Source organism: Gelidibacter maritimus (assembly GCF_014062315.1).
Lineage (GTDB): Bacteria > Bacteroidota > Bacteroidia > Flavobacteriales > Flavobacteriaceae > Gelidibacter > Gelidibacter maritimus.
In genome coordinates this window covers 46,549-60,249 of the sequence record NZ_JACGLT010000001.1, presented here as the reverse complement: position 1 = coordinate 60,249, position 13,701 = coordinate 46,549, and the positions used below count along the sequence as shown (strand labels likewise).

Sequence of the window (13,701 nt, the reverse complement as noted above, 5' to 3'; positions counted from 1 at the left end):
GTTTATTAAATCCAAAACTGATCTGAAAAGATTGCTCGACTGAAGACTGCAGATTTGAAATTGAAAATTGAAAACAAATGGCCAATATCATCCCATTCAAAGCTGTAAGACCAACACGAGATAAAGTGAGTTTGGTCGCGGCACGATCCTATCAAAGCTATACGCTTCAACAGCGTGAGTCGCGATTAAGGGACAATCCATTTTCATTTTTGCATATCGTGAATCCGGGTTACAAATACGACAAGGAAATCTCCGGTGAAGCACGTTATAATCTTGTCAGAAACAGATATTTGGAATTTAAGGAGGATGCCATCTTTATTCAAGATGATCAGCCATGTTATTATATCTATCAAATTACCGATAGAGATCGGAAGGTTTTTAATGGTGTTATTGCCGCTACCAGCGCTGAAGATTATGAAAAGGACATCATTAAAAAACACGAAGACACCATAGCACATCGGGAGGTTGTTTTCAAAGAATATTTAAAAACTGTTGGTTTTAACGCCGAACCAGTACTCCTCACCTATCCTGACAATGATGTAATTGCGCAAATAATAAAAGTGGTTCAGAAAGAGCGTGCTGAATTTGAATTTACCACAACCTACAGAGACACTCATTTGTTATGGAAAATTGAGAATAAAGAACAATTAAGAAGCATACAGCATGAGTTCCAACAAATGGAAACTATCTATATTGCCGATGGCCATCACAGATCAGCATCTTCTTATTTGCTATACAAGGATCTAAAAACCAATAATCCTTCACATACAGGCAACGAACCTTACAACTTTTTCATGAGTTATCTCATTCCTCAATCCAATTTACAAATTCATGAATTTCATCGGGTCATCAAAGATTTGAACGGATTGACCAAAGAGGAGTTTTTAATTCAACTAGACATGGTTTATCGTATAGAAAATAGAGGCCATACGCCCTACAAGCCAACCAAGACGCATCATTTTAGTATGTATCTGGATGGTGAATTTTATTCGCTTCACTTAAGAAAAACCGTTTATAAAACGGAGTCTTCCTTGGACGCTTTGGGTACTCAAATTTTGTATAAATCCATTTTAGAGCCTATTTTAGGGATTCATGATTTAAGAAACGATAAAAGAATTGGCTATATTAATGGTAAAGACGACATCATATCTATGAAAAATGCCGTAGATAACGGCGCGTATAAAGTTGGGTTTGGCATGATGCCAGTCTCCATTGCCGAGATGAAAGCTATTGCAGATGATGGTCTGAAAATGCCGCCAAAGAGTACCTTTATTGAGCCCAAACTAAGGAGTGGGATTACAATTTATGAATTTTAATCATTAAGCTGTTGTTAAATGATTGTTTAGAACAGCATAACACATAATATCAAAATTAAATGGATATACAAGAAAATCTTAAGCATATTAAATCAGAACTGCCAGAACACGTTACCCTGGTAGCTGTTACAAAAACCAAGTCTATTGATGAAATCATGGAAGCCTACAACACAGGGCATCGTGTTTTTGGTGAGAACAAAATCCAGGAAATGGTTGAAAAGGAAGCACAATTGCCTAAAGACATTGAATGGCATATGATTGGAAATGTTCAACGCAACAAGGTCAAGCACATGGCACCATTTGTCAGTCTTATTCATGGCGTTGATAGTCTTAGATTATTACGAGAGATTGACAAACAGGCAAAACGAAATGATCGGACCATTAATTGTTTACTTCAGATAAAGATTGCGGAAGAAGACTCCAAATTTGGGATGTCGTCAAAGGAGGCTCAAGAAATTCTGCAATCTTCCGAATTTTCAGAACTTAAGAATGTTTGTATTATAGGCGTTATGGGAATGGCTACTTTTACCGACGATGAAGGTCAAATTGAGCAGGAGTTCAAAAATTTGAAAACATCTTTTGATGAACTGAAAGCATTACCTACTGAAAACTGCAATTTAAAAACCATAAGCATGGGCATGAGTGGCGATTATGAATTGGCTATTACCTGTGGAAGTAACATGATTAGAGTTGGAAGTCGTATTTTTGGCGAAAGAAATTATTAATGATCAGTCGTAGTCTTAAACAACTTAACCTCACATTTAAACAACATATATTATTTACGCAATATTAGACATAGAGACCACGGGTGGCAAGTTCAATGAAGAAGGTATCACTGAAATAGCTATCTACAAATTTGACGGGCATGCCGTTATTGATCAATTCATTAGTCTTGTCAATCCAGAACGGGAAATTCAACCCTTTGTAGTCAATTTAACCGGAATAAACAGCAAAATGTTACGGACAGCTCCTAAATTTTATGAGGTTGCAAAACGCATTGTTGAAATAACAGAGGATTGTATTATTGTAGCCCATAACTCTGAATTTGACTACCGTATTTTACGTACTGAATTTAGCAGGCTGGGCTTTGAGTTTAAACGTAAAACCTTATGTACCGTGGCACTAGCGCAAGAAATCATGCCAGAGCAGGAGTCTTATAGTTTAGGCAAACTTACAAGCGCATTAGGCATTCCGGTAGGTGATAGACACCGGGCTTCAGGAGATGCTATTGCAACAGTTAAATTGTTCAAGATGCTGTTGGCCAAAGATCTTAATAAGCATATTATTCAGGACGCAGTTAAAGCCGAGCCCAAATATGAAATGGCAACTAACCTCAAATCAATAATTGCAGATTTGCCATCGCGAACCGGAGTTTTTTATTTTCACAATACTTACGGCAAAATCATTTACATAGACAAAGGCAAGAATATCAGAAATAGGGTCAATCAGCATTTTACAAGTACGAATCCCAAATCAATAAAAATGCAAAAACAGGTTGCTGCCGTGACCTATGAAGTTACTGGTAATGAACTCATAGCTTTCCTCAAAGAGCATGCAGAAATAAAATTGAATAAACCCTCGTTTAACCGAACACGGAGAAAGCCTATTTTCACGCACGCCTTGTATCAATTTACGGACGAAAATGGATATATCAACCTAAAAATTGAAAATGCAGATGGTCGTAAGAAAGCCATTACTACGTTTTCAAATTACCAAAGTGGCAAGCAGTTTCTGATAAAGGCTATAGAAAAAGATAAGCTATGTCCAAAATTGGTAGGCTTGGACCCTTCCAAAACCACGTGTTTTAAATATCACATACACGAATGTAACGGCGCCTGTGCAAACATAGAAAGTCCCACCGACTATAATCTGCGCATCGAAGAGCTAATTCTTAGGAGCAATTATAAAGACAAAAATTTGCTCATAATTGATAAAGGACGAACACTTGATGAGCGCAGTGTTATACTTATTGAGAATGGTGTTTTTAAAGGTTTGGGCTACTATGACCTCAACTTTCAAATAACCAATAAAACAGTATTGGACTCTATTATAACACCAATGGAAAACAATAAGGAAGTGGAGCATATCATCCAAAATTATTTAAGAAAAAACAAACAGGTTAAAATCATTGAGCTCAATAAATGAAACATATCTACCTCATCACCCTGCTTATAACTGCACTCTCATTTAGTCAAACATCTTTTAATTCCGATTCATTTACAGTTAGTAGAAATGATATTTCAACACACACTTTTAATACAGATTCTACAGCCAACGCACTAATTATTTATGAACAAGGCAACAGCTTTTTTGATAAGGGGAATTATGCACTTAAAACGGAGATCAGGAGAAAGATCAAAATTTTAAATAGGAATGGATTCGAATGGGCAACAGCTAAAATTTATCTTTTTAACGACGGCAAGCGCAAGGAAAAAGTATCGCAAATTTTTGCTACCACCTACAATATCGAAAATGGTGAAGTCATTAAAAGTGAGTTAAAGTCCGATGACATTTTTGAAGAAATCTATAATGAAAAGTACACGATTGTAAAATTCACGTTACCAAATATCCAAGAAGGTTCGGTGTTGACCTACAGCTATGTCTTGGAGTCCCCTTTTGTTTATAAGTATTATCCGTGGGAATTTCAAGATGAGATTCCTAAAATATACAGTGAATATAATACAAGTATACCAGGCAATTATGAATACAATATTAAACTTGTTGGTGACCAAAAACTAGATAAAGAAGAATCGACGGTGGTTAAAAATTGTTTGAGTGGTCCTAGAAACTCTGCGGCAGACTGCGCCAATACAACCTACATCATGACCAATATTCCAGCTTTTATTGCGGAAGATTTCATGACTACAAAGAAAAATTACCTCTCTCGAATTGAATATGAACTCAAAGTTTTCAAAGGCTTTGATGGCACCGTAAACAATATTACAAAAACTTGGAAAGACGCCGATAAAGAGCTTAAGACGGATGCAAATATCGGTAGACAAATTGGCAAAAGTACATCACAAAAAGCTGAAGTGGCAAATATGCTCACCGACCCAAAAAATACTTTGAGCGTTGCAAAGGATATCTACAAGTATGTACAAGACACTTATGTATGGAATGGGGAATACAAGATATTTAATGATGTGTCCGTAAAAAACCTTATTAAATCGAAATCGGGAAAAGTCTCGGAGATCAATATTTTACTACATAATCTTCTTGAAGAACACGATATTTCTGTCAAACCTATATTGCTATCCACAAGAGATAACGGATTGCCTACTCAGTTATTCCCTGTAATTTCTGAGTTCAACTATATGATTGTTCAAGCATCCATTGACGGCAAAACTTATCTGTTAGATGCTACAGATCCTTATCTGAACTTTGGCGAATTGCCCTTTAGATGCTTAAACCAATATGGCCGTTTACTTGATTTTAAATTGGGTAGCGAATGGATTCCCATTGGTACCAATATTTTTTCAGGCATTCAATATCAAGTCGATTTAAAAATTGAGAATGATAGCGTTACAGGAAAAGTAAAAGCAAAACATATGGGTTACGATGCATTGAATAAAAGGAAGGCATTTTTTAGAAATAAGAGCACTTATAAAGATCATATTGCAGATTTACAGTCTGATTATAAAATTAGCCACCATGAGGTCCAAGATACAGAAAGAAATGCCAAAGGATTTTCTGAAACCTATCGTATTGAAAAAAGTACCGATAACACTGGCAATGACATGGTTTATATAAATCCCTTTATTTTTCGAATTTTTGAAAATAATCCATTTAAGCTACAGCAACGCACCTACCCTATAGATTTTGGTTATAAAAAAAGCTATCTCTATAGTATTCAAATTGATCTTGGGGACACCTATGAGCTTATAGAGAAACCTGAAGAAATTCTCGCCAAATTACCGAACAATAGTGGGCAACTTATTATAAATACAAGTTTGAATGAACAGAAATTAATGCTTTTCTTCAGATTGAATTTTAATGAAAGTTTATATAGTCCAGACTACTATAATATATTAAAGGCCTATGTTGACAAGGTCTTGGACGTCCAGTCAAATTCATTGGTTGTATTAAAGAAAATATAACCAATCTTTTAGTACTTTTGATCTTATGCACGATAAACATCCCAATAAAAGTTGGAAAGCCAAACTTCATCGAATCATCTATGAAGCCGACACGCCTAATGGGAGACTATTTGATGTTATACTTCTGATTGCCATTATTGCGAGTATCATTTTTGTCATGCTTGAGAGTATTAAAAGCTTTGATGCGCGTTATCATAATTTTCTGGATATTGCCGAATGGATCATTACGATTGTTTTTACAATAGAGTATATTTTAAGGATTATTGCTGTAAAAAAACCATTCAAATACATTTTTAGTTTTTATGGCATTGTTGATTTTTTATCAACCATTCCCAAATATATCTCATTAATATTTATTGGAACACAAGTATTTATCGCGCTGAGAGCGTTACGACTTTTACGTGTCTTCAGAATTTTAAAGTTAGCGCGCTATCTTGGCGCCTCCAATATGCTCGCAAATTCATTAAAGGCAAGTCGACCAAAAATTTTAGTGTTTTTATTTGCAGTGTTTATCGTAAGTATCATTTTTGGAACTTTAATGTATTTGGTTGAAGGTGAGGCAAGCGGCTTTACCAGTATCCCAGTGAGTGTGTATTGGTGTATTGTAACCTTGACCACAGTTGGATTTGGAGATATTACGCCGGTAACACCCTTTGGGCAGTTTATAGCTTCATTTATTATGATTTTGGGTTATGGTATCATTGCGGTACCAACGGGAATCGTTTCTGCCGAATATGTCCAACAAAATAAAGGTAGATCCACAGGTGTACCAACACCTCCAGCAGTGGATTTAAACACGGAGTCATGCCCCAACTGTTCCGCAGAAAGACACAAGGATCACGCTAAATATTGTTATAATTGTGGGCATTCGTTGAGCGACTATTCGTAAATATTTATTAAAAAAGTAATTTCCTTGAATCAGAAACATCTCATTAGTATTGTTGGCCCAACCGCGATAGGAAAAACCGCATTAAGCATTCATATTGCCCAACAATTTAAAACGCATATCTTATCTGCAGATTCAAGGCAGTTCTATAAAGAAATGCAAATTGGTACGGCTGCGCCCACAAAAGATGAACTCAATGCAGCACCACATCACTTTATTCATCATAAATCGGTTTTGGATGATTATAATGTTGGAGCTTTTGAGAAAGAAGCGCTTCAGACTTTAAATACACTTTTTAAAGATCACAACATCCTGGTGATGGTAGGCGGTTCAGGTCTTTATATCGATGCCATCACGAAGGGGCTGGATGATTTCCCTAAAGTAGACCCTTCAGTAAGAAAACAATTAAATGATACGCTGGCAAAAGAAGGCATGGTGTCTTTACAAGATAAACTCAAAACATTAGACCCAGTAGCTTATGACAGCATTTCTATTGAAAATCCGCGTCGGGTGATTAGAGCCCTAGAAATTTCAATAGGTAGCGGCAAGCCCTACTCCTCATTTCTAAATAAACCCAAAAATAGCAGAGATTTTAAAACCACTACCATTGGATTAACAGCGGAAAGAGCCACCATTTACGAACGTATTAACAAAAGAGTGGATTTGATGATGGATGCAGGTTTATTGGACGAAGTAAGATCACTCGCCCATCATCAGCACATGAATGCGTTAAACACAGTGGGTTATAGTGAGTTGTTCAAGTTCTTGAATGGCGAATGGCCGCTTGATTTTGCCATATCCGAAATCAAAAAAAACTCAAGAAGATATGCCAAGAGACAAATGACTTGGTTCAGAAAAAAAGAAGATATCATTTGGTTTGATTATCAAACACCAATATCTAATATTTTAGAAAAAATTAAAAGTATTATATGATAACAATCTCATTATCAATATTGAAAAAATAAAAAAATAAAAATAAAAAATTAAAAGCTCTATTTATCAATTAATTAATTCTACCTTTGCGGCTTAAATAACATTAATTATTATTATGAACAAAGGTACCGTAAAATTCTTCAATGACACTAAAGGTTTTGGTTTCATCACTGAAGACGACAACAACAAAGAACATTTTGTACACATTTCTGGATTGATCGATGAAATTCGCGAAGGTGATGCTGTAGAATTTGATTTAACAGAAGGAAAGAAAGGTTTAAACGCAGTAAACGTAAGAGTTATATAATTTTCGTTTCAATTTTTTAAAACAAAAGCCCATCTTATCGATGGGCTTTTTTTGTATCTCACACGGACCTAATTCAATAACTTCGGACACGAAATTATTACAATCAGCTAATAGGAATTAATCGTCTTGATTGACGACCAGCCTAAAGCCTTCACCGTGAATATTTAAAATTTCAACGGTTTCATCTGGTCTTAAGTATTTTCTTAATTTAGCGATATAGACATCCATACTTCTTGATGTAAAGTAGTTATCATCTCTCCATATCTTAGTTAGGGCCAATTCTCTGGGCATTAAATCATTTTCATGTAAGGCCAACAAACGCAACAATTCGTTTTCTTTAGGAGACAATTTAATTGCCGGTTCATCCTTGAACTTTAAGAATCGTAGTTTAGAATTCAAATCAAAATTACCGATCTTAAATTCAAACTGTTTGCTATCTGCCACGGAGTCTGTTGCCTTGCGCTGAATAATAGCCTTGATCTTCATGAGTAGCACCTCACTGTCAAATGGTTTGTTCAGATAATCATCTGCACCAACTTTATAACCTTTGAGCACGTCTTCTTTCATGGCTTTTGCAGTCAGGAAAATAATAGGTACATCACTATTTTTTTCTCTGATCTCCTTGGCTAAAGTAAACCCATCTTTATAAGGCATCATGACATCCAAAATACAAAGGTCAAAATCGTCCTTTTTAAATTTCTCAAAGCCTTCCATTCCATTTTTAGCATGAACCACATCATAGTCATTCATGTTAAGGTAATCCTTTAGGACGGTACCAAAATTCGGATCGTCTTCTACTAATAAAATCTTTTTGTTCTGTTCTTCCATAATTTATGATATTAATGGTAGTTTAATTATAAAAGTGCTACCTTTTCCTTTTTCACTTTCAACGGACACATGGCCTTGGTGATCTTCAACCATACGTTTTACATAGGCTAAACCTAAACCATGCCCTTTAACGTTATGCACATTACCCGTGTGTTCTCTATAAAACTTTTCAAAAACTTTCTTTTGAACCTGTTTTGTCATTCCATTACCGTGATCGGCAATTTTCAATATTATATTATTTCCTACATTTTCTGTAGTGACATCAATTCTCGGCGCGTCATCAGAATATTTGATAGCATTGTCAAGAATATTTACCAAAACATTAGTAAAATGGGTGTCATTGGCCAAAACTGATGATTTTTCAGCATTCAAATGGGTTTTGACATACCCCTGTCTATCTTCTACAATCAATTCAACATGCATGATGGCATCTTTAATTAAGTCGTGAAGCTTAACCCTATCCTTACTAATATTAAGTTCGTTCTTTTCCAGTTTAGATATCCTGAGCACGTTTTCAACCTGAGCGTGCATCCGTTTGTTTTCATCTTTAATCATCTTCAAATAACGCCTGGTCTTTTCTTTATCGTCAATCATTTTAGGATTTTTCATCGCATCCAAAGCCAAATTGATTGTGGCGATTGGCGTTTTGAACTCATGCGTCATATTATTGATGAAATCCGTTTTAATTTGTGATATCTGCCGTTGTCTTATAATTTGATAAATAGCATTTGTATAGGCTAAAATGATAATAATCGTGAATATTATGGACAATACCGTCATAGTTAAAATGGAAGACCATAAAAACTTTTGTCGTTCCGGGAAATTGACATACAGATTGAAATCGCTTTCATTATTATTATCCAGAAACATTGGTATACCATAAGTGCTTTCGGGATCCAATTCGAAATTATCAGATTGTACTTTTGTAGCCAAGTCTTTATCATAAATGGCAAATTCAAAATCAATCTCAATCCCATTTTCGTTGAATTGTTTTGTCAAAAATGCAGACAGATCTGCTACAGATGCTCTTTTGTAAATAGGATAATTTTTAAACAAGTCTCGGTAGGCAGTTTCAAAGATTTTCTTTCCCATATCATCTAATTCAGTGTACTGCATCACCGTTTTTTCTGGGGTAATATGAACTTGATTATCAATGGAACTCTCTTTAAATACTCTGATTTCCTTTTGATTGCTAACGCGACTGATGTTTAAACTATCTAAACCGCCAATGTCAAAGAACAATGATGGCACTTTAAAACTTTCTTCAAGAATGCCGTTTTGATAGATTGTTGTTTCATTGGAAACATCGTCATAACTATATAACAGAATTCCTTTAATATTAGTTGTATCAGGACTTTTGCCACTACTTAGCATTTCCTGATATTTACTACTGTACAACTTAAACTCCCTATCTTCTATAAGATTACGAACATTGCTCAAAGAACGTTTAACGTTCAGTGTAAACTGCTTTTTTTCGTTAGTTAGACTGTTGTCAATGAAATATATTTGAACGAAAATTATGCCTATGAGCGACAAACTCATCAGAACAACCAACAAAATGAATAGCTTTCTGCCCATCATCCAAATTTAACATTTTAACATTTAGGAGTCACTTGCTTTAACCTTACCTTAACAAAATATGAAGATTATTTTTTGTCCACGGTTTTAAGCAATTGCTGATGAATATCTAACACTTGACGCTCGGTTTCATCTAAATCGTGATTTTTAATCACAAAATCTGATTGCTTTACCTTTTGCTCATCTGATAACTGGTTCTTGACAATGGCCATGACCTTGGCTTCGGTAGTATCATCTCTTTTCATAACTCGGGCTATGCGTTGGTCCAAATCTGCAACTACAGTGATAATAAAATCGTATTGATCTGCCAAGTTGTTCTCAAAAATAATAGCGGCTTCTTTTAACACGTATGCGGCGTCCTGTTTGTTTTTCCACTGCTCAAAGTCAGCGCCCACTTCAGGATGTACAATAGCATTCATTTGCTTTAAGAGGTCGGCGTTTTCAAAAATTTTAGATGCTAAAAACGGTCGGTTAAGCTTATTATCTTTATAAGCCTGCTCTCCAAATAATTGTGTAAGCTTCGATTTTATTATGTCAGAAGTATTCATCAATACCTTCGCTCTATCATCAGCAATATACAAGGGCACGCCCAAATCTTGAAACATTTTTGCAACGGTGGTTTTACCACTCCCAATTCCACCTGTTATTCCGACGATTTTCATAAGCTATTGTATCAAAATAAATTCCACCTTGTGCTGTTTTAATCTTGCACTTTTTACAATTTCGGGCACTTTTACCAGTTTAGGGATTAAGAAGGTCTTTTCAGTATTATTAATATCCCTATAGTTACATTCAACCCTAAATTCAGAAGCTCGTACCTGTTTGTAATTATTAAGACTAACATTGTAAGCCACTGGAATTGTCTTTGGAAAGTAATTTATATTGGTATCTGACGGGAGATTAATAATGGTAACTGGCACATTAAATGTGCCTTCAGTGAATTTCTCAACATGCCCCTTAGCAACTACACTTTTTTTAGACATTTTTACATGGTTGAGTGCTTCATTTAATTCAATATCTAAAGATTTTTCGATGTTGGAATTAATGTTTTTGAATTCAGTTTTTTTGGTCGTAACATAATCAATTTTAGAAACCCATTTTTCTGAACCAATAATTTTTATCGAATCCGGAACAAGTTTAAGTGTAGTTGACATGTCATAACCAGCAGCAAATTCAATTGAAACATTTGATTTAACTGGCACTTTTTTAACGGCCAATGTTTGATAGGGAAAGCGTAGGGTATCCGGTTGGATTGAAATAACATCTACTGAGTTTTTAAAATTCGCGCTTAATTTAGGGGCGTTCTGTTGTGCATTCCAGAGATAGGTTTTATTTTTCAATACCACATCAGTCTCAAAGTCAATCTCTAATTTCGGTTTATAAAAAGAGTATTTGAGTAAACTAAATCCATAGGCATTAACGGAAACATTTACTTTCTTGGTGCTGTCAATATCAACATGGTGTTGTTCTGGCACATTTTTATAAACAATTTCAAATGTTATGGTCTCCGTATAATTTTTTGAAAGCTTAGTTAATGCCAAAAACAAAAAGGAAAGTATAAAGAACATACTGAAAACTTTAAGTTTTCCGCTCTTTAGTGATTTTGAAAGTTTCTTCTTTAGTTTATTGAACATGTTTGAAAAACAATTTTGGAAACCTTTTTTCAGGATTCTTATTTAAAAATTTGATGGCAATTGTCGATTTTAAAAAACCGTAACCGTAGCCAAAAAATTGGACACTAATGGCGACTACGGCAAGAAAAGCTATGATAATACTTCTTGAACTGAGCAGAGCCACTGCAAAGGCAATAATAAAATAAACGATATAAATGTACAATAGCCAATTTACCTGAAACAAAAACAGGATGATACTTAACACAAATCCGAGAGAGAACAATGTGGGCATCCAAAATATAAATCGTTCAGATTTTGGATGCCAACTGTTTAAAATTGGTCTCACCATACCAAATTTATGAACCTGCTGATAAAATTTTGTCCAAGAGATACGTCTTTTATGATATACTAAAGCATCTTTAATCAACTTACTCTTAAAACCTAAATTGATGAGACGCAATGACAGATCTGGGTCTTCACCTGGATGAATGGTCCCAAATCCACCGGTGGCAACGAAGGCCTTCTTTGACAAGCCCATATTAAAACTTCTGGGCTGAAATTTATCAGAATCCTTCCCTCCTCTTATGCCTCCAGTGGTAATGAAAGAAGTCATGGCAAAGTTGATTGCTTTTTGAAGATTTGAAAATGAGGCATGCGCAGCATCTGGACCACCAAAACAGTCTACGTAATTTTCGGATAAGCTGTTGCTGACTACTTGCAAGTAGTCTTTAGGCAACAAGACATCAGAGTCCAGAATAATAAAATAGTTTCCCTGTGCACGTGACATGCCATAGTTTCTTGAATCTCCTGGTCCTGAATTCTCCTTATAAAAGTAGGAGATATTCAATTGCTCATTAAACCTCTCTACAATTTCCTTTGATGAAATTGAGGAACCATCTTCAATAATGCAAATGGAATACTCAAAATTCCCTTCAAGCTTCGTGAAGCTGTCCAATAACTCATGCACCTCTTCTGGCCGGTTATAAACAGGTATTATAAATGAAAAATGTAATGGTTCCATAAAGAACAAAGGTAACGAATCAAAATACAAAAGCCACCGATTGGTGGCCTTTGAAACGATGTGAATTTTATTTTTTATCTACTATTCTCTAATGAAAGCTTCCATGACCTCATTACTCACCCCCATATTACTAAACCCACCATCATTAAAAAGGTTTTGGAGTGTTACACGTTTGGTCAGGTCACTAAACAAGGTTACGGTATAATTGGCACAATCCAATGCTGTAGCATTTCCTAACGGTGACATTTTATCGGCATAGGCAATAAAGCCATCAAAACCCTTAACGCCTTGACCTGCGGTTGTAGGTGTAGGCGATTGTGAAATAGTATTGACCCTAACCTTCTTGTCCTTTCCGAAGAAATAACCAAAACTACGGGCAATACTTTCTAAATAGGCCTTATTATCTGCCATATCATTATAATCAGGAAAAACGCGCTGTGCAGCCATATAGGTTAATGCTACAATGCTTCCCCACTCATTCATAGCATCTGCTTTGTATAGGGTTTGCATCACCTTATGAAAGGACATTGCAGAAACATCGGTTCCTTTTTGGGTCCAATCATAGTTTTGATCCGTATAATGCTTGCCTTTTCTCACATTAACTGACATTCCGATAGAATGAAGCACGAAATCCAGTTTTCCGCCTAAGGTTTCAACAGATTGCGCTACTAAATTTTCTAAATCTTCAACTGAAGTTGCATCCGCAGGAATAATTTGAGAACCTGTTTTTTTGGCTAATTCATCAATTTGCCCCATTCGCATTGCAATTGGTGCATTGGTCAGGACAAATGTACCTCCTTCTTCGTGAACGCGTTCTGCTGTTTTCCAAGCAATTGAATTCTCATCCAATGCTCCAAAAATAATTCCTCGTTTTCCTTTTAATAAGTTGTATGCCATGTTTTTAATTGTTTTTTATTAATGCTACTCCATTTAAAATTCAAAGTTAATAAAACTTTGAACGTATTGCTTCGTTTTAATTTCAAAATCTTAAATAAGGTACGCACTTGCATCAAATCAATCATCAAAGGTCTTCATTTCCCAAATCTCTGTCCACTGGAGTTCAAGCTGGCAGTTATTTGCCCAAGACACTTGTATATGTTGTATGAAGAGAAGCCCTCTAAG

The 13,701-nt window shown here is 35.4% G+C and carries 13 protein-coding genes; 7 read left to right on the top strand and 6 right to left on the bottom strand.

Translation table 11 applies throughout. From position 1 onward, the window contains the following. Positions 1-77 precede the first annotated feature (77 nt). The 7 genes from H3Z82_RS00280 (at position 78) to H3Z82_RS00250 (ending at position 7,539) form a co-directional block, all read left to right on the top strand. Positions 78-1,316 (top strand): DUF1015 domain-containing protein, encoded by a 1,239-nt coding sequence (locus H3Z82_RS00280; RefSeq protein WP_182201877.1) that lies wholly within the window; start codon positions 78-80, stop codon positions 1,314-1,316. Between the two features lie 59 nt (positions 1,317-1,375). Further along, complete coding sequence (locus H3Z82_RS00275; protein WP_182201876.1) at positions 1,376-2,041, top strand: YggS family pyridoxal phosphate-dependent enzyme; 666 nt, start codon at positions 1,376-1,378, stop codon at positions 2,039-2,041. A 52-nt stretch (positions 2,042-2,093) separates the two neighbouring features. Next, positions 2,094-3,461 (top strand): exonuclease domain-containing protein, encoded by a 1,368-nt coding sequence (locus H3Z82_RS00270; protein WP_182202252.1) that lies wholly within the window; start codon positions 2,094-2,096, stop codon positions 3,459-3,461. Further along, on the top strand, positions 3,458-5,413 hold the full coding sequence (locus H3Z82_RS00265) for a DUF3857 domain-containing protein (RefSeq protein ID WP_182201875.1): 1,956 nt from the start codon (positions 3,458-3,460) through the stop codon (positions 5,411-5,413). The genes H3Z82_RS00270 and H3Z82_RS00265 overlap by 4 nt, the downstream gene beginning before the upstream one ends. Before the next feature lie 25 nt (positions 5,414-5,438). Further along, on the top strand, positions 5,439-6,302 hold the full coding sequence (locus H3Z82_RS00260; RefSeq protein ID WP_182201874.1) for an ion transporter: 864 nt from the start codon (positions 5,439-5,441) through the stop codon (positions 6,300-6,302). Positions 6,303-6,326: 24 nt separating this feature from the next. Further along, positions 6,327-7,232 carry a tRNA (adenosine(37)-N6)-dimethylallyltransferase MiaA gene (miaA, locus tag H3Z82_RS00255; protein ID WP_182201873.1) on the top strand — a complete coding sequence of 302 codons (906 nt, stop codon included), beginning with the start codon at positions 6,327-6,329 and terminating at the stop codon, positions 7,230-7,232. A 115-nt stretch (positions 7,233-7,347) separates the two neighbouring features. Next, positions 7,348-7,539: a cold-shock protein gene (locus H3Z82_RS00250; RefSeq protein WP_182201872.1), complete on the top strand. Its 192-nt coding sequence runs from the start codon at positions 7,348-7,350 to the stop codon at positions 7,537-7,539. 117 nt (positions 7,540-7,656) lie between these two features. On the opposite strand, the gene H3Z82_RS00245 is transcribed toward H3Z82_RS00250, so the two are convergent. The 6 genes from H3Z82_RS00245 to H3Z82_RS00220 form a co-directional block, all read right to left on the bottom strand. Then, a complete protein-coding gene (locus H3Z82_RS00245; RefSeq protein WP_182201871.1) occupies positions 7,657-8,367 on the bottom strand; it encodes a response regulator transcription factor in 711 nt (236 codons plus the stop codon). Positions 8,368-8,370: 3 nt separating this feature from the next. Then, the gene (locus H3Z82_RS00240) at positions 8,371-9,948 is read right to left on the bottom strand and encodes a sensor histidine kinase (protein ID WP_317172382.1); all 1,578 of its coding nucleotides are present in this window, start codon (positions 9,946-9,948) and stop codon (positions 8,371-8,373) included. Between the two features lie 65 nt (positions 9,949-10,013). Then, positions 10,014-10,607 carry a dephospho-CoA kinase gene (gene coaE / locus H3Z82_RS00235; protein ID WP_182201870.1) on the bottom strand — a complete coding sequence of 198 codons (594 nt, stop codon included), beginning with the start codon at positions 10,605-10,607 and terminating at the stop codon, positions 10,014-10,016. Between the two features lie 3 nt (positions 10,608-10,610). After that, complete coding sequence (locus H3Z82_RS00230) at positions 10,611-11,579, bottom strand: YbbR-like domain-containing protein (protein ID WP_182201869.1); 969 nt, start codon at positions 11,577-11,579, stop codon at positions 10,611-10,613. Continuing rightward, entirely contained in the window at positions 11,569-12,579 is a 1,011-nt protein-coding gene (locus H3Z82_RS00225; RefSeq protein WP_182201868.1) for a glycosyltransferase, read from the bottom strand. Before H3Z82_RS00225 ends, H3Z82_RS00230 begins: the two co-directional genes overlap by 11 nt. Positions 12,580-12,660: 81 nt before the next feature. Continuing rightward, on the bottom strand, positions 12,661-13,476 hold the full coding sequence (locus H3Z82_RS00220; RefSeq protein WP_182201867.1) for an enoyl-ACP reductase FabI: 816 nt from the start codon (positions 13,474-13,476) through the stop codon (positions 12,661-12,663). Positions 13,477-13,701 lie beyond the last annotated feature (225 nt).

Coding starts and splice junctions, on each gene's coding strand:
- H3Z82_RS00280 (WP_182201877.1), top strand. CDS start 78: ATGGCCAATATCATCCCATTCAAAGCTGTAAGACCAACACGAGATAAA.
- H3Z82_RS00275 (WP_182201876.1), top strand. CDS start 1,376: ATGGATATACAAGAAAATCTTAAGCATATTAAATCAGAACTGCCAGAA.
- H3Z82_RS00265 (WP_182201875.1), top strand. CDS start 3,458: ATGAAACATATCTACCTCATCACCCTGCTTATAACTGCACTCTCATTT.
- H3Z82_RS00260 (WP_182201874.1), top strand. CDS start 5,439: ATGCACGATAAACATCCCAATAAAAGTTGGAAAGCCAAACTTCATCGA.
- H3Z82_RS00250 (WP_182201872.1), top strand. CDS start 7,348: ATGAACAAAGGTACCGTAAAATTCTTCAATGACACTAAAGGTTTTGGT.
- H3Z82_RS00245 (WP_182201871.1), bottom strand. CDS start 8,367: ATGGAAGAACAGAACAAAAAGATTTTATTAGTAGAAGACGATCCGAAT.
- H3Z82_RS00240 (WP_317172382.1), bottom strand. CDS start 9,948: ATGATGGGCAGAAAGCTATTCATTTTGTTGGTTGTTCTGATGAGTTTG.
- coaE (WP_182201870.1), bottom strand. CDS start 10,607: ATGAAAATCGTCGGAATAACAGGTGGAATTGGGAGTGGTAAAACCACC.
- H3Z82_RS00230 (WP_182201869.1), bottom strand. CDS start 11,579: ATGTTCAATAAACTAAAGAAGAAACTTTCAAAATCACTAAAGAGCGGA.
- H3Z82_RS00225 (WP_182201868.1), bottom strand. CDS start 12,579: ATGGAACCATTACATTTTTCATTTATAATACCTGTTTATAACCGGCCA.
- H3Z82_RS00220 (WP_182201867.1), bottom strand. CDS start 13,476: ATGGCATACAACTTATTAAAAGGAAAACGAGGAATTATTTTTGGAGCA.